We start from the raw sequence: 19,244 nt of genomic DNA, 5'->3' as shown, positions 1-19,244 counted from the left end.
GATTAGTGTGTCACCCGCCAGCAACCGCAACCTCATGACCAGCACGAACACGTAGCAAACCGCGGCATCGTAGACCGACCTGTGCAAGTCAGGTCAGACGCGTTGCGAACCCTCGCAGGGGCGATGAGGACGCGGCCATATTCCTGCTCTACATGGCGGGGGCCTGCTGTTGCGAACCCTCGCAGGGGCGATGAGGACGGCCTCACACCCGAAGGTGAGAGGGAAGACACACGACGTTGCGAACCCTCGCAGGGGCGATGAGGACAAGTTCTGGACCCTGGCGTCCTACTTCAAGAACATCTTGTTGCGAACCCTCGCAGGGGCGATGAGGACTGTGGAGCCATCAGGCGGGGGCGTACGAGTGGCTGTTGCGAACCCTCGCAGGGGCGATGAGGACTCGCAGGTTCCCGTAGTCGGTGATGGCCGCGGCCTGTTGCGAACCCTCGCAGGGGCGATGAGGACCGGCCAGGCGTTCCGCCTGAACAGACAGCCGTGGTGCGGTTGCGAACCCTCGCAGGGGCGATGAGGACCCTCGGACGGCTCCCCGTCCGCGTCTCCGTCGGGTTGCGAACCCTCGCAGGGGCGATGAGGACATCATCCGGTACTTCGACCAGGTCAAGAAGATCATGTTGCGAACCCTCGCAGGGGCGATGAGGACCTGCGTCGGCAGCTCGCCGTCGCCCGGCGGGACATGTTGCGAACCCTCGCAGGGGCGATGAGGACCGGTGATTTTCCTTGGGTGGCATTCGAGAGCCTGAGGTTGCGAACCCTCGCAGGGGCGATGAGGACGCGCCAGCAGCGGCACCAGCGCCCCGATGATCTGCCGTTGCGAACCCTCGCAGGGGCGATGAGGACCCGGGTTCCTCTGGCGCTCCCTGGCCGCGCGGATGTCGTTGCGAACCCTCGCAGGGGCGATGAGGACCCTCGATGAGACACAGCGGTTCCCTGCGATCACGTTGCGAACCCTCGCAGGGGCGATGAGGACGAGAACACGGCGGCGTCCTTGCGGGTCATGATCTCGCGTTGCGAACCCTCGCAGGGGCGATGAGGACCAGCGCAGCGCCGTCACCGGCCCCATCACGGCCGCGTTGCGAACCCTCGCAGGGGCGATGAGGACGGCAAGGGCCGCCGCGCGATCCGCGTCACCCTCGACGTGTTGCGAACCCTCGCAGGGGCGATGAGGACTGACGTGGCCGGCGAGCAGGCCCATGAGCCACTCGAGTTGCGAACCCTCGCAGGGGCGATGAGGACCCCACGGTAAAGCCGCAGGTGCGCAGAGGGAAGAAGAGTCCGTTGGAGGCGGATTTTGCAGCGATCCGTCGGTTGTGCTGTCGACCCCGGCGTGTCGCTGAAAACTACTTGATCGACTTTTGCCCGTGGTGCGCGTGTTGGAGAGGCTACGGACTCTGGTTGGGGCCTCTCCACGGTCCAATCCAGCCTTGTCGCCCCCAGGAGTCAGACGCCTGGGGATGTCAGGAATCCGACCTCAGCCAGGCGATCGACCAATTTGTCTCGCCCAAGTACGGCGCGAGATGCGTGGGATGGTACGCCGAAAGAGGACACGGCTACCGCGGTTGAGCAGGTCGACCTGTAGCGGTCGCCAGACCAACGGGACAGCATCCCCAAGAACAGACGTCTGCCCCGCTGTGCTGTACCAATTCGTCGTCGCCGCGATCGACACCACACCTCGCGCCGAACGCGACGCCGCACGTGTCCCCGGGCGGTCGGAGCCTGTAAGCGAACCCTCTAAGGGGCGATGAGGGCGAGCCTGCGGACGTAGCCAGCAAGAAACTCGATCAGTTGCGACCCCAGGAACAGGGGCGGTCTTCCCAGGGCAGCATAGCTGTGCCTGCGCTGAAGGCCACATTCGGACAGACGATGTCGTGATCGAGTTTATTGAAGGCCCACCGTGCGGATCGCGAGGGGCGTAATGTCCCGGGGCGCAGGGCGGGAGAGCCGAACAGGGCTCACGCTCTCAGGCAGGTCTGACAGAAGCCGTCCATCTGTACTTGCCGCCGGCAAACGCCGCAGCCGGTACCGATGGACGAGGGAGGACGGGGATCGATGCGCTTGCGATTGACCTTCCACACGGGGGCCCACGAGTTGGCCTGGGAGGACGTTTTGGCTCCGGGGCGGGCTCTGTCCTACGCGCTGCTGGAGCGAGGGGCCCCCGAACTGGGGCAGACCCTCCACAAGTCGGGTTGGGGGCCGCACGGGTTGGTCCCGTTCGGCTATGGGGCGCCGGTCTTCCCGTCGGCGAGGCGGCGGCGCGGGGTCTACGCCGCCGACGGCCCCGGGATCTTGGAGCTCGGGAGTCCGCTGCTCGCCGTGGTCGGAGGGTGGGCTAAGGCGCTGGCCTCGACGCCGGTGCTGGCGTGGGGGGCGACCGCGTTCATCGTCGACGAAGTCGAGCCGGTTGAGGCGCCGGATTTCTCGTCCGGGAGGGCGGTATTCAGGACGGTGACGCCGGTGGTGATGAAGGGCGCGGGACGCGATGAGTCCGGGACCCGCTGCAGGCGGCAAGCGTGGTGTCTTCCGGGCGAGCCGGAGTGGGACGTCTACGTGCAGGGAAACATGAGGCGCAAGGCGGTGACCATGGGGCTGGACCCGGACGTCACGCTGGAGAGCGTCAGGTGGGTCGGCCCCAAGCGCTCGTTCTCGGTGGGTAGTGCATCGGGCGGGAGGAAGCCGGGTGCCTGCGCTGAGGTGGTGGTGTCGGGCGCGCCCGAGACGCTGTCCGCGCTGCACTCATGGGGTCTGGGGCAGGCCAACAGCACGGGGATGGGTTGGATCGGTGCCTGACTCCGCGCCGAACGTCTTGAGCACCGCGCCGACGGAGAGTCCTTACAGCCGGCCGGGCATGGCCGATGATTCGGCTAATCCGCGGTCCCTGGTGCTGACCGCGAGCCCGTTGCAGCGCGTTGGGGCGTTTGCGCTGGCCGAACTCGCCGATGCGAGTCACCCCAAGGATGTGACGGGGGAGGCCCTCGCCGACGTCGTGAAGTTGATGACCCGGCATCTGCTGGAGACGGTCAAGGCCGCCAAGGCCGCAGATCCCGGCGGTTTCTGGTTGGGGGCGAGTTATCTGCTCTGGCCCAACTCGAAGCTGAACCCGACCGCGCGTGGCAAGCAGTCTCCTGCGGAGCGGGAGAGACTGATCCGTGAGTGGCGTGCTTGGCCCGACTCCGCCAACTGGCCGGGCGTCCCGTGTGTGTACTGCGGGCGTGCGGCATGTGACTGGTACGGGAAGGTCGACATTCCGCTCGGGGCGAGCATCGCGCATCGCAACACAACCGCGCCGGGCCACGAGGGCACGCCGCTGTGTTATCCGTGTGTGGCCAGCCTCTGGGCGTTCCCGTACGGGGCATCGCTGTCGGGTGGTCGTGCCGCACTGATGCACTCCTGGGACGACGAATTCCTGGAGAAGATGACCAGGACGACAGTCGGCCGAACCCTGCAGCAGGCCGCCGCCGGACCGTCCAAAGGCGAAAAGCCGGGCCCGTACGCACGTGAGTTGTGGGTGCTGCATGCGGTGCGCGCCTACAGCCGGCGGATCACCTCCGGTGTGGAGTTGATCGTCCTGTCCAACTCCAACAAGGAGCAGTTGTTCGCGACTCAGGAGTTGAGCCAGCCGGTCGCAGAATGGCTGCGCTCCACCAACCGGGACTCTGAGCGCCGCACCGGCTACCCGACTCTGGCCGCGACCCAGGGGACCAAGCAGGTTCCAGGCGAGGCGTTCTTGGCCAAGCGGGCGTTCACCCGGCCCGCCCAGGTGTTGGACTTCGCGATCGGTCACATTCTCGGCCTGATCTCGCCGACGGTCCTCATTCCCGCTGAGACCAAGGTCTTGGCCCCGCTCTTGTACTCGTACTGCCGTGAGGTGCTGACCATGGACGACAAGGACGTCGAACGGATCAAGGAACTGGCAGGACGGCTGGCCGCGCTGCTGGGCCAGGACAGCCGTCCGGGCCCGTTCCGGGACTTCATCCGCGCGAACAGCAAGGGCGGGAACCTGTACGGCTGGTTCCGCTCCAAGGGCGTGGACTGGCTGCTGTTCCCGCGCCCCAAGGACACCTCGGCGGTCCTGCTTCCGGTGCAGGAGTACCGGTTGCTGTTCGAGGACGAGCGGTCCTGGTCCTGGCGGCGGCTGCTGGTCTTCGCCGTGCTGGAGGCGCTGGCCGAGGCGGGGTGGGAGCCGAAGGGCTCGCAGGAGGAACTCCAAGAGATCAAGGACCTGGCCGACGCCGCCGGCGGCGACCAAGAGGAAGGGGTGGAACAGTGACGTTCCTGGTGGGGCAGCAGATTCTGGAGATCAAGGCCGGTGCGCCGAACAACGGCCGAGGCGAGGACAACCGCGGCATGGTCAAGCAGTTCACGGTGGGCAGGAGCGACAAGTACCCGTACGTGTCGGCCCAGGCGAGCCGCCGCTGGCTGCGTGACAGCCTGCCGGCCGGAGAGCCGACCTCACCGGTGATCCGCAGCGGTGAGGGCAAGAAGCAGCAGGCGTACACCCGCGGCCGTCCCGACCTGTACCTGGACGACGACCTGTTCGGCTACATGATCGCGGTCAAGGCGGACGACGCGGGAGCGAAGAAGGGCGAATCGAAGACGTTCATGCGCGACACCGTCCTGGCCACCGGCACGCTGGTCTCGGTCGTGCCCAGCAAGCCGGTCATGGACTTCGGGACGATGAGCCGGGACTTCGAGCCCGGGACCCATCCGGTCATCCACGAGCACGAGATGTACACCGCCGACCTGGCTGGCGACCTGCTTCTGGACCTGCCGCGCGTCGGAACCTTCGAAACCGGCGGCCGGACTACCAAGGCCGCACTGCCCCCACGCCTCGCGGACGAAGTACTCGAGAAGGGCGGCAGCGAGGTCGTGCTACGCAGTGTCCAGTGCGTGCGGTTGCCGCTCGACGAGCGGCGCCGGCGGGTGGCTGTGCTGCTGCGGACCATGGCCATGGTCAAGGGCGGGGCCAAGCAGTCGGCCCACTACGGCGATCGCACGCCGGGCCTGGTGGTCCTGGCGCCGATCAAGGGCGGCACCAACCCCTTCACCAGGGTCGTCCGGGAGCGTGAGAAGGCAACGTACTTCGACCCGGACGTCCTGCGTGAGGAGATCGGCGCCTGGGCGGACGAGCTGGACGGCCCGGTCCGCGTCGGGTGGGCGCCCGGTTTCCTGGGCGGTCAGCGCGACCGGGCGAGCAGCGACCTCGTCGACCTCGTCAAGGACGAGAAGCTGATCTTCGGCCACCCGCGCACGGTGCTGAACGCCCTGGCCGCGGAGATCGAGGCCGGAGACCACGACTCCTGGTTCGACGACCCGGCGTAGCCGCATCACATTGATCATCGGCCCTTCGAGGGGAGCCTTCGCCGTCCACAACGTGCCGTCCATGCCGCTGCGAGGAGCACATCATGCCCGAGGCCCTGGAACTGACCGTCACCGCGCCGGTCGTCAGTTTCCGTAATCCCCTTTACGACGGGCTGCAGGTTGGGCTGCCCTGCCCACCTCCGTCCACCGTCGGCGGGATGCTCGCCGCAGCGGCCGGAGGGTGGGACCGGGTCCCCGACGACACTCGTTTCGCCATGGCCTTTCATGCCGCCGGCTCGGGCAGCGACCTGGAGACCTATCATCCCCTCGGCAGCCCCGGCACGCCGACGAACGTCACCATCAAGGACCGCGATTTCCTCGCCCGAGTGACGCTGACCGTGTGGCTCATCGATGACATCGACCTATGGACGCGAGCGATCCGCCGCCCGGTCTGGCCCCTTAGGCTCGGCCGTAGCCAAGACCTGGTCACGGCCACTACCGAACTCGTCCAGCTGACCGGGGCGGTCGGCCGTCAGGGGCATGCCGTCGTCCCCTTTGATGCGCCGGGCGCGGCGGGTACGGCGATGCGGCTGACCACCGTCATCTCTGACGACCGCGCCCGATTCAAATGGGACAGCTACCGATACGCGCCCTCGGGTGCTCGCGCCGAGATCGACACCGGGCTGGCCACCGAGCAGGGACAAGCCGTCGCGATGCTCCCACCCGTTCATCCGAACCAGCTGGCCCCCGTCGCCTGAAGCCGGGAGCAGGCGTGAGGAACCTCCGCGCGAAGAGCTCCACCAAGCCGGGCGTGCCCGGTGAGCTGTTGACCTGCCATCTGCTCAGCACCCTGGAGGCCGTCGAGCTGATCCAGGCGCGGATCGGTGACATCCCTGGCCTGCCCGCCGACTTCTGGACTTGGGCGGCGCTCGCCGCGCTTCTTCACGACACCGGCAAGCTTCCGGACGGGTTCCAGCGGATGATCGGCAACACCGGTCAGGAGCCGGCCGTCTGGGGCGAACGGCACGAAGTGCTCTCCCTGGGATTCGTGGAGCTTCTGCTCACGGGCCTTCCGGACGAGCACCGCCGATGGGTCGCGGCCGCAGTGGCAGGCCACCACCGTCCGTTCACCTCGGGCCTTGAGGCGCCGCCCAAACTGCCCCTGTTCACTCAGTACGGCGACGATCAACCCGACGCCTTCGCCTGCCGTTTCGCCCCTGCTGACGAGCGACACCTGGCCGACCTCATGCGATGGTTGCACGCCACCGGCCTTCGCCACCGTCTACCGATCGGCGAATCTGTACCGCGCGCGAGCCTCCAGCGACTGACCGACGCAGCACACAAACTCTTCCAGGACGTCGTAGATCGGTGGGAATGGAAACTGCCACCCGGCGACGCCAGCGGGCGAACGGCCGTCCTGTTGCTGGGCGTCGTCACCATGGCCGACCACCTCTCCTCGGCACACTCCCCTCTGGAGACCAGACATCCGCTGGACGGGACCTATCTCGGTCGGCTGACCGACCGGCTCGCCGCGGGAGGACATGCGCTCCGGCCCCAGCAGCGCCAGGCCGCCGACGTCACCGGCAACCTCCTCCTTCGCTCATGGACAGGGAGCGGCAAAACCGAAGCCGTCATGCTCTGGGCGGCCACTCAGATCGCCGACCTGGCGTCTCGCGCCAGCGGCAACCCGCGCGTGTTCTACCTATTGCCCTACCTGGCCAGCATCAACGCGATGACCGGCCGCCTGCGTGAAGACCTGAACGCGCCGGATGCGATCGGCGTCGCTCACTCAAAGGCGGCCTCGTACCATCTCGCGCAATCCCTCGCCGATGGCTGCCCCGACGACACCGACCCAGTCGATGCCGCGTCCAAAGCCCATTCTCGAGCGGAAGCGACGAAGAACTTCCGTGAACTACTGCGCGTCGGCACTCCCTACCAGCTTCTGCGCGGCGCCCTTGCCGGCCCCGTCCACTCCGGCATCCTGGCCGACAGCGCCAACTCGGTCTTCATCCTGGACGAGCTGCACGCCTACGACGCGCGCCGCCTCGGCATGATCCTCGCCATCATGAGTTTCTGGCATGACCTCGGCGGACGCGTCGCAGTGCTCTCCGCGACCCTCCCCACCGCCCTGGCAGAGTTGGTGACCGACACCCTCGGGGGGCACACCACTCTGGTCGAGCCACCTGCCGGCATCCGACCGCCGATCCGTCACCGGCTCCACATCCGCGAAGACCACCTCACCGCGGACGTCTCCCTGAAGGAGATACGCGGACGGCTTGCTGACGGCCAGTCCGTCCTGGTGGTGGCCAACAACATCCGCGACGCGATCGCGCTCTATGAAAACCTCCGGCCCCACTGCGTCGAACTCCACGGTGAAGACTCCGCCCATCTCCTGCACTCGCGGTACCGCCGGATGGACCGGACCGCCATCGAAACCCGCATCCAGGAACGTTTCGCCAGCGGAGAACCCCGGCGGCCGGGCCTGCTGGTCGGAACCCAAGCGCTCGAAGTCTCCCTCGACCTCGACCTCGACGCCTGCCACACCTCCGCCGCGGACCTCGAAGCCCTCGTTCAACGCTTCGGCCGCGTCAACCGCCTCGCCACGCTGGAGCCTGCCCCGGTCGTTGTCCACCAGCCCGCCTACACCACCCGGCGCGGAGGCGGAGGCGAACTGTGGGCCGACGGTGTCTATGAGGCCGAGCCAACCGAACTCGGCTGGGACATCCTCAGCCGCCATGATGGACAGACGGTCAACGAACAGGTCATCACCTCGTGGCTCGACGAAATCTACGCAAGCCCCTGGGGACGGAAGTGGTCTGAAGAAGTCGACCATAGCCGGCGGTATTTTGAGAAATCATTTCTGCAATTCCGTCAGCCCTTCGACGACCGCTCCTCGCTCGCCGAAGTCTTCGACGCGCAGTTCGATGGAACAGAAGCAATCCTCAAAGAAGACCACGACAACTACCAGGCTGCGATGGAGATGGGGTCCGATAAGAAAACCGGGCGACTCTATGCTGACCAGTACCTCCTTCCGCTGCCGGCATGGGCCGTGAGGATCGGTTCCTACGACAAACGCCTCAAGGTCCGCATCATCGACGCCGAGTACGACCCCACGCTGGGATTGCGGACCGTCCGAGATGATCCGCAACAGGTTTATCAAGCGGGTGAAATTCTATGATCGACGCTGACGACGTTGGCGGCGTGCACATCAAGTACCTGTACCACTGCCCTCGGCAACTCTGGCTCTACGTCCGAGGCGTCCGACCCGAGCATCTGAGCGGCCTTGTCCAACTCGGCGAAGCCGTCCACGAAACCTCGTACACCCGCAGCAGTCCCATCGACCTGGGCGCCGCTCAACTCGACTTCATTGACGGCCAAAGGTGGGTCCACGAAGTCAAATCATCCACCAGGCCAAGTCCTGCAGACGAAGCCCAAGGACGCCACTACTGCCATCGCCTCGAACAGATCGGGATCGATGCCAAGGGGGCGATCCTGCACTACCCCAAGACCCGCCGCACCCACCGCTACCCCTACACGCCAGAAGCCGCCCAGCAGGCACAGACCGACATCGCCGACGTCCTGGCGGTCGCCGCAGCCACCTCATCCCCCGAACGACTCGCGCGTTCCGCGTGCAGAGGATGCAGCTTCACCGACTACTGCTGGACGGAATGACATGCCCGCCGCCGCACGCACCTACTGGCTCACCAGCCCTTGCCGGATCCGTCGCAAAGACGAATCACTCGTCATCGAACGCGAATCAGCCGGCAAGGTCCACATTCCCATAACAGACGTCCGCGACATCGTCGCCTGCGCCGAAACCGACATCAACACTTCTGTTGTCGCCCTTCTGAACCGCCACCGCATCAACGTCCACCTGCTCAGCTACTACGGCGACTACGCAGGATCACTCCTCACTTCCGAAACGAGCACGTCCGGCGAGACAGTCCTGGCCCAAGCGCGACTCGCCGAAAACCCCGAAGCGGCTCTGAACATCGCCCGCTCCATCGTCGGCTCAACCGCCTTCAACGTCCGTCGCGTCATCGACCGGAAGCTGCTCGCACGCCCGTACGCCACCCTGGAGAACAACCTCGAATCAGCGGAGAGCTCCGCTCACCTCATGGGCATCGAGGGCACCTTCCGACGATCCGCATGGGAGGTACTCGACACCAAGCTTCCCGACTGGCTTCAACTCGGAGGCCGCAGTCGCCGCCCGCCAAAGAACGCTGGCAACGCGTTCGTCAGCTACGTCAACGGCATCACTTACGCCCGCGCCCTGACGGCCTTGCGCTTGACACCCCTCCATACGGGTATCGCCTTCCTGCACAGCAGCATGGAACGTCAGCGACACTCCCTGGTCCTCGACCTCGCGGAAATGTTCAAACCGCTGTTCGCCGAACGCCTGCTCTTGCGGATGTCATCCCGCAACCAGATCAAGCCGCACCACTTCGACAGCGAGGCCAACCAGGCCATGCTGAGCGAGAGCGGCCGCAAGTTCGTCGTTCAGACCGTCCGCGACGAACTCGCTGTCACTGTCGCCCACCGCACCCTTGGCCGCTCCGTCGCCTACGACGAACTCCTCTACCTCGACGCGCTCGCACTCACCCGGCGCTGCCTCGAAGGAACCCCGTACAAGCCGTTCAGAATCTGGTGGTGAGGGCGTGCACGTCATAGTCGTCTACGACACCGCAGCCGAACGGAACCCCCGTATCCTGCGGACCTGCCGCAAGTACCTGCACCATGTGCAGCGCAGCGTCTTCGAGGGACAGGTCAGCGCGGCCCAGCTCCGGCGCTTCCAAAGGGAAGTCGAAACCCTCCTGGACCTTAGCTACGACAACGTCATCGTCTACACCTTCCCACCCGGAACAACCCCGATCCGGCACGCCTGGGGCGCCGCCGAGCCGGCCCCGACTGACGTCCTGTAGCGCGCTGCGATACGTCTCGCTGAGCGGGAGTCGATCAAGTAGATTTCAGCGACACGCCGGGCTCAGCAACACAACCGGAGGATCGCTGAAAAACTCGTGCAAGAGCAGCTCCGTATCATGTTCTCGACCTGCAGCTTTACCTTTGGGTCCTCATCGCCCCTGCGATCGCCCCTGCGATCATCCTCAGGTAGCAGACGCGCGAGCGAAGACGAGTCCTCATCGCCCCTGCGATCGCCCCTGCGGCGTCCACTAGGAGGACGTCCTCCCCGGACGCTGGTCCTCATCGCCCCTGCGATCGCCCCTGCGAGGGTTCGCAACGCAAGCCGTACGTGTGGGGAGGCGTCGGCCCGGGTCCTCATCGCCCCTGCGAGGGTTCGCAACGGCCGACCCGTCTGGCCGGTGCTCGGCGGCGCGCCGGAGTCCTCATCGCCCCTGCGAGGGTTCGCAACGCGAAGATCTCGGCGGGGATGTCCGCGGCGCTGGGTCCTCATCGCCCCTGCGAGGGTTCGCAACGGGCAGGTCCCCCACAAGATCGCGTTCCGGTCCCCGTCCTCATCGCCCCTGCGAGGGTTCGCAACATGCTGTCTTGCCGCTTGGTGTACCCGGTCGCGGGTCCTCATCGCCCCTGCGAGGGTTCGCAATGACCGACCCCGGGCGGCGTCGGCGCCGCCGGGTTGCAGGTCCTCATCGCCCCTGCGAGGGTTCGCAACAATGACACGAATTCCGGGAAGCGTCGAAATACTTAAGTCCTCATCGCCCCTGCGAGGGTTCGCAACATCAGCGCCGCCATCCCGACCTGCACCGTGCCGGAGGTCCTCATCGCCCCTGCGAGGGTTCGCAACACACGGGCCCGACGGCGAATACATCGCCGTGGACGGTCCTCATCGCCCCTGCGAGGGTTCGCAACCCTCACGTTCTCTCAGAAGACGTTCACGTATTCGGGGTCCTCATCGCCCCTGCGAGGGTTCGCAACGCCGCCATCACCAGGACGACCAGGCGGCCGCCGGCGAGTCCTCATCGCCCCTGCGAGGGTTCGCAACAGGCGGGGCCGTCCGGCCCGCGCGCCGTGCATGCGGTCCTCATCGCCCCTGCGAGGGTTCGCAACGGCCGCTAGCGGTCGCGGCTTAGAGATTCTCACAGGGCGTCCTCATCGCCCCTGCGAGGGTTCGCAACAGGAGTGGGCCCGCGTCCACTCCCAGACGGCGCGGTGGTCCTCATCGCCCCTGCGAGGGTTCGCAACGGCCCGGACGCGGCCGAGACGTGGCCGGTGCTGTCGTCCTCATCGCCCCTGCGAGGGTTCGCAACACGGGGCCTCTGCGGCAAGCACTACACGCGTCTGCGTCCTCATCGCCCCTGCGAGGGTTCGCAACGCGGCGGCTGCCCGGTAGTGCGCGGCGTTCTGGGCGTGGCGTCCTCATCGCCCCTGCGAGGGTTCGCAACTCGGTGGGCGGGTTCCCGATCGCGAGCATCCTCGCGCCGGTCCTCATCGCCCCTGCGAGGGTTCGCAACAAGTGCTGACCGGCCCGGCCGCCCTGGCCACCGCCGTTGTCCTCATCGCCCCTGCGAGGGTTCGGAACACCTCCACGAGGTCGTCGCTCGCGCCGTAGATGCGTCCTCATCGCCCCTGCGAGGGTTCGCAACCTGCCGTCCATCGTGGTGATCACGTCGCACATCAGTCCTCATCGCCCCTGCGAGGGTTCGCAACGTGGCGGACTTGCCGCCGCCGCTGCACGCCGTGCACGTCCTCATCGCCCCTGCGAGGGTTCGCAACATCCAAGCTCCCGGCCCTGTGCCGTACGGCTCGTGTCCTCATCGCCCCTGCGAGGGTTCGCAACTCCGCGGACATCCCGGACGGCGACCGGGACGGGGTGCAGGTCCTCATCGCCCCTGCGAGGGTTCGCAACGCCGTGTCAGCTTCGGGTCCCCGTACCTGGTGGGGCCCTCATCGCCCCTGCGAGGGTTCGCAACGAGTCGAACGAGCCGACGAATGTGCCGCTGATGAAAGCGGTCCTCATCGCCCCTGCGAGGGTTCGCAACACGGCGGCGACGACGCGCGGTGCGCGGGTCAGCCAGTCCTCATCGCCCCTGCGAGGGTTCGCAACGCGACGGGGACCTCCCAGTACTTGCCTTCCGGGCCGTCCTCATCGCCCCTGCGAGGGTTCGCAACTCGGCGCGCTGGGTGGCGTCCACGTGGGCGAGGACAAGTCCTTATCGCCCCTGCGAGGGTTCGCAACGTTCTGCCTTCCAGTTCAGCCAGTGGAGACAGAAGGTCCTCATCGCCCCGGCGAGGGTTCGGAACATCGTGAACGAAGGCCTCGACCGGAAGATCGGCGCGTCCTCATCGCCCCTGCGAGGGTTCGCAACGCCTCGATGGCCCACCGGGTGCGGGTCTCGCCGAGTCCTCATCGCCCCTGCGGGGTTCGCAACTAGCGGGCGAGGTGGCGGGGCTCGGGTAGCGCGTGGGTCCTCATCGCCCCGGCGAGGGTTTGCAACACGCCGTCCTGCCTGTTGGAGGTAACCAGGAGACGGCCTTTCATCGCCCGTACGAGGACGTCTTTGATCGGCGCTCTCGCTTGGTGCTGCGTGCGGCTTGAGATGTTGTGGATCACGGGCGCCTGGTGCGCAGTCGCTTGATGGCTTCCTCTCGTGACGGCAGGGAGATGCGGTCGCTGGGCAGAGGGCGAGGGCCTGTCTCCTCGATTAGGTGGGTGGCGCCGTAGGGCCACGGGCCGTACATGAAGGCGATGAGCCTGGAGTCGGGCCAGTGGCGGAGGGCATCGTGGACGACGTCGGCGTCTGGGCCTGGGGTCGCGAGCCAAAGGATCGCTGGGGCATCGATCGGCGGAGTGCTGTCTGCGCTGATCATCTGGTTCATCTCGGCCTCGAGTTCGAGGTGTTCGATGGCGTCTTCAAGGCTGTCCATGATGCGTAGGCGAGAAGCGTGGACGCTGGTCACGGACTCGTCGAAAGCGTCCCCGAAGAGGCGGTCGATGTCGGCCCGCGTTGTGATGACCTGTGCGACCTCGGACTTACTAGCGAGCGCCTCGGCGAGCACGCCGCGAAGGAACGCGTCGGAGCCTGGGCCGATGAAGCCGGCTCCGTCGGGGTGTCCGAATGCTCGGGCTGGGAAGCCCGTCTCACTGTCCGCGTTGTCCTGTGAGGGTGCCGGCCGACTGGGCCGGCCCACGGAGCTGCGGGTGCCGAAGATGGCGCGGAGTTGGAGTGCGATCGTCCGCAGCGCCGGTCGGAGGATGTGACGCCCGTCGTTGTCCGTCGCGGCGGCGATTCGGGGACGGCGCGGCTGGAGGACGTTGCGGGTGGTCAGCCGGTCGCAGCCATTGCAGGTTGGGATGAAGAGGCTCGTCATCGTGGCTCCCTGGTCGGTTGGTGCTCGTTGGCGAGCCCGATGTAACCGGCAGGCGGCGCGTCAGGAGGATGAGTGAAACCCCTGTTGGACACAAATGATCAACGTCGGATAGCCGCTGATCAGTCATCCCGCAGCCTGTCGCTCCGGTGGTACAGCAGGTCTCGGTACGCGCCGCAGACGGTGATCACATCTGCTCATTGACGCGAAACACTCACCCGCCCGGTCATGTAACTCTTCCTTGCCTAGTCGCTACTCTCTGTGTCCGGAGGTGGTGGGGTGGTTGTCGAAGCCGAGACGACGGCCAAACGGCTGCTCAGGGACATCGTCCCTGACGAGCTGCTGGCGGCGTATACCCGGTTGCTGGCGCAGGGCGGGTGCCTGGAGGGCGACGCGACTGATCTGCTGGGTGACGCCGAGCAGGTTGAGACGCTGATCGATGCGGGGATGGCGCACGTCCAATCGTCGGGGCCGGCTCTGCCGCCGCGGCTGGTGCCCGTCCCGCCAGACTTGGCCTTGCAGGGCACGCTCGCTGACATGACGCGCAGGCTGGTGGCGGATCAGGAACGGCTGCTGGCGGGGCAGCGGCGTATGGCGGAAACAAATCCGTGGGCCAGCCCGGCGGTGGACGAGTCGAGCGATCGGCTCGTCCGGATCATCACCGATCGAGACGAGATCGGAAACGTGTCGCGTGCGCTGATCACAGCCGCGCGACACGACTGGATGACGATGGACAACCAGTCCGTCGAGCGGCCGATGGACGAGTTGACCGCGGTCCCGCCACCGCCGTCCTTCGAAGGCCATGTCAGATGCCGAGCCCTGTACGAGACGAGCTGCGCCGAACACCCTGTCGGCGTAAAGACGATCGAGATAGCAGTTGAGGCCGGTGAAGAAGCTCGACTGCTGCCGAGAATCGGCATGAAGATGAAACTGGCGGACGAGGCGATCGCCATGCTGCCGCTCACACCGACCGGGATGTCGGGCGCCCTGCTGATCCGCTCGTCGGTCATCGTCGCAGCGCTGCGCGAGTACTTCGAGCTCCTGTGGGAGCGTGCAACCCCCTTCGGCGCCGCAAACCCCGACAGCCCGCTGACCCCGGCGCAGCAGCAGGTCCTGAGCATGCTCGCCGAAGGAATTCCTGAGACGAGCATCGCCAAGCGGATCGGTGTGAGCGTCTCCACGGTGCGCCGGCACACGGCCACCATCAGGGAGAAACTCGGCTTCGACCATCACCACTTCGCTGCCGGAGCAGCCGCCGTTCGGCGTGGCTGGATCCCCTAACCCGACCCTCCAGAGAGGCGCGCATGCCTGAATACCGGGACTTCGTTCCCCGGCAGAGTTTCCAGCCCACGCTCGCCCTGTCCCCGGACGCCAGAACGGTGGCGTACTCCAGTAACGCCGCCGGACGTTTCGGCCTGTGGATCATCTCCGTCACCGACGGTGAGCCCCGCAAGCTCACCAACCTCGCCGATCATGCCGTCCGGCAGATCGCATGGGCTCCGGACGGCAAGAGCCTGGTGTTTACCGCCGACCACGAGGGCGACGAGCAGTACCGGCTGTACTGCATGGGGCTGGAGGACGAGAACCCGATCGAGATCAGCTCCGGCCCCGACTGCCAGCGGATATTGGCGACCTCGCCGTTCGACGCCGTCGGGCGCTACCTGGCCTACGCCGCCAACGACCGAGACGCCACCGTCCAGGACGTCCTCGTCCGCGACCTGGCCGACGACTCCGAACGGCGCATCACACCCCCGCCTGGAGTGGTGTTCGAACCGACGGGGATCTCCCCGGACGGGCGATGGCTGCTGACCGCCGGTTTCCGATCCAACACCCAGGTTGCCGCCTATGTCATCGACCTACAGGACACCGATGCCGAGCCGACGTGCGTCACCGCAGCGCACGGAGACGCCCTCTTCGAACCAGGACCGTGGATCCCCGACTCCTCCGGCTTCTACCTGCGCACCAACGTCTGGGGCGAGTACATCGCCGCCGCCCGCTACCGCCTGGACGACGGAACCCTCGAACCGATCTCCCACCACGAATGGGATGTCGAAGGCATCGAGGCCGCCGGTGACACGCTGCTGTGGTCGGTCAATGAGGACGGACGCTCCATCCTGCACGCCCGCCACGGCGACACCGTCCAGCCGCTCCCGGACATCCCACCCGGTGTGATCAACGCGCTCACGCTCGCACCCGGTGCGGATCCGGTCGTGCTACTGCTCGATACGGCCACCCGCCCGAGCGAGATCGCCGTCTTGGACGCAGTGGACGGCTTCCGGTACCTCACTGACGTGCGCCCGCCGGCCCTGCATGTGGTCGAGCCGGTCGAGCCCGAACCGGTCGTTTATCCGGCATCGGGTGGACGTCGCATCCACGCCCTGCTGTACCGGCCGTGGACGCCCGGACCGCACCCGGTGCTGCTGTCAATTCATGGTGGCCCCGAGGCCCAGGAACGGCCCGCATACCTGCGCTCAGGCCTTTACCAGCACCTGCTTGACCAGGGCATCGCGGTCTTCGCTCCCAACATCGCCGGATCCACCGGCTACGGAGCCACCCACCAGAAGCTCATCTACCGCAACTGGGGCGGCTGCGACCTGGACGACCTGGACCATGCCGTCCGCTACCTGCGCTCCGCCCCTGGCCTGGACGGCGACCGCATTGCCGTCATGGGAGGCTCCTACGGCGGCTTCGCCGCCTTGTCCTGCCTGGCGCGTCTGCCCTACCCGTGGGCCGCCGGCATCTCCCTATGCGGCCCCGCCAACCTGGTCACCCTGGCACGAGCATGTCCACCGACCTGGAAACATTTCGTCTCCGCCGTCCTCGGCGACCCGGACGCTGACGTCGACTACCTCACCCAGCGCTCCCCGATCACGTACGCCGACTCCATCACAACTCCAATGCTCATCCTGCAAGGCGCCCGCGACCCGCGCGTACCCCGCGCCGAGTCCGACCAGCTCGTCGACCGCCTACGCCACCGAGGCGTGGACGTCCGGTACGAAGTCTTCCCCGACGAAGGACACGGCTTCACCAGCCGGAAGAACGAACTTCGCGCATACGAAGAGATCGCACAATTCCTATGCGGCCGCCTGCTTACCTAATGGCATCGAAGGTAAGAGCATCGCCTCGTTCTGGCAAGGAACCAAAAAGCGTGCGCAACTCTCAATGCATTGGACACTAGGTTGCGACGGTGCCCAAATTCCTCTCGTCCCTGAGCCTTCTAAAGGATCCGGAGACCGCGCCGCTGTTCATCGCGCGGCTCGTCTCCAGTGCAGGCGCCGGGTTCGGCCAGCTTGCTCTGGCGTGGGGCGTGATGGACCTAGGCTATGGTCCGGCCGGGCTCGCTCTCGTTCTGGCCTGCAACTCGGTCCCCGCCCTGCTCATCATCGTCTGCGGTGTAGCCGGCGACCGCTTCCGGCGCCACCATGTGCTGATAGCAGCCGAGATCATCACCAGCACCGCCTGGCTGGCATTCGCCGTGTGCTTTTGGACGGAACAGGTCCCGCTGCCACTGCTCTGCGCCCTCGCAACCCTGTCGGGCATTGCCACGGCGATGTTCCTGCCAACGATCCGCGGCATTGTCGCCGACCTTATCTCTGGAAATGGACGACTCGCGGGCAACGCTCTCATCAAGCAGACCGATTCGATCGGGCTGCTCATCGGCTTGTCATCGTCCGGGTTGGTCGTCAGTACGGTCGGCCCTGGATGGGCGGCCTCCACCCGTGGCGTCCTTTGCGCGATCGGTGCGCTTGTCCTCTGCCGCCTGCGGACGCCCAGATGGCGATCCGATAACCCTAATCTCCTACAAGATCTGCGCGCGGGCTGGCGCGAGTTCGCCGCGCACCGCTGGGTCTGGATCATGACGCTGCAGTACACCGCAGTGATCATCGCCATGGTCTGCTACACCGATATCGCCGGCCCGATCTACATGGACGACGACCATGGCGGCGCACGAGCCTGGGGGATCGTCACCGCCTGCGAATACGTCGGCGCATTGGCGGGCGCGTTCATCGGTGCCCGCTGGAAGCCGGCCCGACTGATCCTTGTTGCCGCGTCACTCCCTGCCGCCGGAGCGATCCCGATGTTCCTGATGGGCATCGAGGCTCCATGGGTGATCCTGGCTGGGGCCACTCTCATCCCTGGCGCTGCAACGGCGATCTACTACGTACTCTGGACGACCGCTCTCCAAGACACCTTCGCACCTGAGGTGCTGGTGCGCGTGAACAGTTGGAACATCATCGCCAGCTATGTCCTGATGCCGATCACCGTTCTCACCGCCGGCCCCCTGGTCAAGGGAATCGGCCCACGGATCACCGTTCTCGGTGCAGCAGCGCTCACCATCGTCGCCGTAACGTCCTCGCTGTTCGTCCTCAAATCCGCAACCCGACCACCGGCAGGTTTCAAGACAGTTGAGGACGCCCCGATTCTCTCGTGACGGCCGTGGCGCCCTTCGAGAGGCTCACGTCCACAACCTGGTTCCGAGGCGTTGATCTTTGTCGCTCGAACCCTGTCCCCCTGACCCGTACCGCCACCGCGACAGGTCCCCGCCTCGTCACGGAGTTGCGAACCCTCGCAGGGGCGATGAGGACGCCGCCACCACGCCGCGACGATCGAGGGGATCGTCCTGTTGCGAACCCTCGCAGGGGCGATGAGGACGCATCGGCGGGACCTCTCTCCTACGGCTCCCCTCGTTCAAGTTGCGAACCCTCGCAGGGGCGATGAGGACCCGGCCCCGATGACCTACACACGCCCCCCGCCGCCTGGTTGCGAACCCTCGCAGGGGTGATGAGGACGGGGACGCGCCGGTGGTCTGCTTGACCGGATCGCGTTGCGAACCCTCGCAGGGGCGATGAGGACCTGGTCCCCCACCTCAAGCACCCGTGGATCGTCCAGAGGTTGCGAACCCTCGCAGGGGCGATGAGGACATCAGCACGACATGGCGGGCCACAATCAGACGTGTGTTGCGAACCCTCGCAGGGGCGATGAGGACCGCCGAGCTGCTCACGCGGCCACGCATCGGTCAGGTTGCGAACCCTCGCAGGGGCGATGAGGACCCGTACGTGCTGCCCGTCGGGTTCCGGCCGCACACGTTGCGAACCCTCGCAGGGGCGATGAGGACCTGGCGGTCGGGCCGCTCCGGCTCGCGCCCTCGTCCTCGGGTTGCGAACCCTCGCGGGGGCGATGAGGACCTTCCCCACGGTACAGTCGCAGGTGCGCGTGGGGAGGAGAAGTCCGTCGGAAGCGGATTCTGCAGCGAACCGCCGGTTGTGCTGTCGACCCCGGCGTGTCGCTGAAAACTGCTTGATCAACTTCAGATGCGGCTCCGATGGTTGAGGGGCTACAAGACGCGAGTTGAGCGTTAGTACACAGTCCCATACCGCCCACCCTCAGGGCGCTGGTCACCTGGTCATTGCTGGCCGGGACGTCATTGAGACCACAACCCCCGCCGTCTCGTCGGGGCGAGGTCTGACAATGCTCGCGACCGCGTGGCGGCTGCGAACAAGGCTGTACATCACCCAGAGCATCTGGTCATAGGTCCCCTCAAAACTATGCGAGGTTGTAACTTCAGGTGTGGAAAGTCCTTGCAGGTAGATGGTGAAGTCGGCTTTACCTGATGCGTCCTGGATAGGCCTCGGCGAGTTCGTTGA

The 19,244-nt window shown here is 66.4% G+C and carries 13 protein-coding genes and 3 CRISPR repeat arrays; of the genes, 11 read left to right on the top strand and 2 right to left on the bottom strand.

What is annotated here, in order from left to right; all coding sequences use genetic code 11:
* Positions 1–101: 101 nt before the first annotated feature.
* A CRISPR array of direct repeats spans positions 102–1,251; the repeat unit is 30 nt; unit sequence GTTGCGAACCCTCGCAGGGGCGATGAGGAC.
* Between the two features lie 813 nt (positions 1,252–2,064).
* The 8 genes from ABZ806_RS42375 (at position 2,065) to cas2 (ending at position 10,235) form a co-directional block, all read left to right on the top strand.
* A complete protein-coding gene (locus ABZ806_RS42375; RefSeq protein WP_500224882.1) occupies positions 2,065–2,802 on the top strand; it encodes a CRISPR-associated endoribonuclease Cas6 in 738 nt (245 codons plus the stop codon).
* Between the two features lie 58 nt (positions 2,803–2,860).
* Positions 2,861–4,282: a hypothetical protein gene (locus tag ABZ806_RS42370; protein ID WP_500224877.1), complete on the top strand. Its 1,422-nt coding sequence runs from the start codon at positions 2,861–2,863 to the stop codon at positions 4,280–4,282.
* A complete protein-coding gene (gene cas7i, locus ABZ806_RS42365) occupies positions 4,279–5,334 on the top strand; it encodes a type I-B CRISPR-associated protein Cas7/Cst2/DevR (RefSeq protein ID WP_500224873.1) in 1,056 nt (351 codons plus the stop codon). The genes ABZ806_RS42370 and cas7i overlap by 4 nt, the downstream gene beginning before the upstream one ends.
* 83 nt (positions 5,335–5,417) lie before the next feature.
* Positions 5,418–6,071 (top strand): CRISPR-associated protein Cas5, encoded by a 654-nt coding sequence (gene cas5, locus ABZ806_RS42360; protein ID WP_500224870.1) that lies wholly within the window; start codon positions 5,418–5,420, stop codon positions 6,069–6,071.
* 14 nt (positions 6,072–6,085) lie between these two features.
* Positions 6,086–8,491 carry a CRISPR-associated helicase Cas3' gene (cas3, locus tag ABZ806_RS42355; RefSeq protein ID WP_500224867.1) on the top strand — a complete coding sequence of 802 codons (2,406 nt, stop codon included), beginning with the start codon at positions 6,086–6,088 and terminating at the stop codon, positions 8,489–8,491.
* Positions 8,488–8,985, top strand: coding sequence for a CRISPR-associated protein Cas4 (locus ABZ806_RS42350; RefSeq protein ID WP_500224863.1), 498 nt, complete (start codon positions 8,488–8,490; stop codon positions 8,983–8,985). The genes cas3 and ABZ806_RS42350 overlap by 4 nt, the downstream gene beginning before the upstream one ends.
* A 1-nt stretch (position 8,986) precedes the next feature.
* Positions 8,987–9,967, top strand: coding sequence for a CRISPR-associated endonuclease Cas1 (gene cas1, locus ABZ806_RS42345; RefSeq protein ID WP_500224856.1), 981 nt, complete (start codon positions 8,987–8,989; stop codon positions 9,965–9,967).
* Positions 9,968–9,971: 4 nt separating this feature from the next.
* Positions 9,972–10,235, top strand: coding sequence for a CRISPR-associated endonuclease Cas2 (cas2, locus tag ABZ806_RS42340; protein WP_500224853.1), 264 nt, complete (start codon positions 9,972–9,974; stop codon positions 10,233–10,235).
* A 288-nt stretch (positions 10,236–10,523) separates the two neighbouring features.
* Positions 10,524–12,599: direct repeats of the CRISPR family, unit length 30 nt; unit sequence GTCCTCATCGCCCCTGCGAGGGTTCGCAAC.
* Positions 12,600–12,840: 241 nt separating this feature from the next.
* Here the strand turns inward: cas2 and ABZ806_RS42335 are convergent.
* Positions 12,841–13,602, bottom strand: coding sequence for a hypothetical protein (locus tag ABZ806_RS42335; RefSeq protein ID WP_500224849.1), 762 nt, complete (start codon positions 13,600–13,602; stop codon positions 12,841–12,843).
* A gap of 276 nt (positions 13,603–13,878) precedes the next feature.
* On the opposite strand from ABZ806_RS42335, the gene ABZ806_RS42330 reads away from it, so the two are divergent.
* The 3 genes from ABZ806_RS42330 (at position 13,879) to ABZ806_RS42320 (ending at position 18,031) form a co-directional block, all read left to right on the top strand.
* Complete coding sequence (locus tag ABZ806_RS42330; RefSeq protein WP_500224845.1) at positions 13,879–14,880, top strand: helix-turn-helix transcriptional regulator; 1,002 nt, start codon at positions 13,879–13,881, stop codon at positions 14,878–14,880.
* A gap of 23 nt (positions 14,881–14,903) precedes the next feature.
* Positions 14,904–16,697 carry a S9 family peptidase gene (locus ABZ806_RS42325; RefSeq protein ID WP_500224842.1) on the top strand — a complete coding sequence of 598 codons (1,794 nt, stop codon included), beginning with the start codon at positions 14,904–14,906 and terminating at the stop codon, positions 16,695–16,697.
* Between the two features lie 89 nt (positions 16,698–16,786).
* Positions 16,787–18,031, top strand: a complete 1,245-nt coding sequence (locus tag ABZ806_RS42320; protein ID WP_500224840.1) for an MFS transporter — start codon at positions 16,787–16,789, stop codon at positions 18,029–18,031.
* Positions 18,032–18,155: 124 nt separating this feature from the next.
* A CRISPR array of direct repeats spans positions 18,156–18,785; the repeat unit is 30 nt; unit sequence GTTGCGAACCCTCGCAGGGGCGATGAGGAC.
* 210 nt (positions 18,786–18,995) lie between these two features.
* Here the strand turns inward: ABZ806_RS42320 and ABZ806_RS42315 are convergent.
* Positions 18,996–19,244, bottom strand: a 249-nt coding sequence (locus ABZ806_RS42315) for a hypothetical protein (RefSeq protein ID WP_500224837.1), incomplete at its 5' end; no start/stop codon positions are given.

Source organism: Spirillospora sp. NPDC047418, from assembly GCF_040643275.1.
In the GTDB taxonomy this organism is placed as follows: domain Bacteria; phylum Actinomycetota; class Actinomycetes; order Streptosporangiales; family Streptosporangiaceae; genus Spirillospora.
Note: the sequence above shows the minus strand (reverse complement) of the source record. Positions and strands in the feature narration are given on the sequence as shown.

Coding starts and splice junctions, on each gene's coding strand:
- ABZ806_RS42370 (WP_500224877.1), top strand. CDS start 2,861: ATGGCCGATGATTCGGCTAATCCGCGGTCCCTGGTGCTGACCGCGAGC.
- cas1 (WP_500224856.1), top strand. CDS start 8,987: ATGCCCGCCGCCGCACGCACCTACTGGCTCACCAGCCCTTGCCGGATC.
- ABZ806_RS42375 (WP_500224882.1), top strand. CDS start 2,065: ATGCGCTTGCGATTGACCTTCCACACGGGGGCCCACGAGTTGGCCTGG.
- ABZ806_RS42350 (WP_500224863.1), top strand. CDS start 8,488: ATGATCGACGCTGACGACGTTGGCGGCGTGCACATCAAGTACCTGTAC.
- cas5 (WP_500224870.1), top strand. CDS start 5,418: ATGCCCGAGGCCCTGGAACTGACCGTCACCGCGCCGGTCGTCAGTTTC.
- ABZ806_RS42325 (WP_500224842.1), top strand. CDS start 14,904: ATGCCTGAATACCGGGACTTCGTTCCCCGGCAGAGTTTCCAGCCCACG.
- ABZ806_RS42335 (WP_500224849.1), bottom strand. CDS start 13,602: ATGACGAGCCTCTTCATCCCAACCTGCAATGGCTGCGACCGGCTGACC.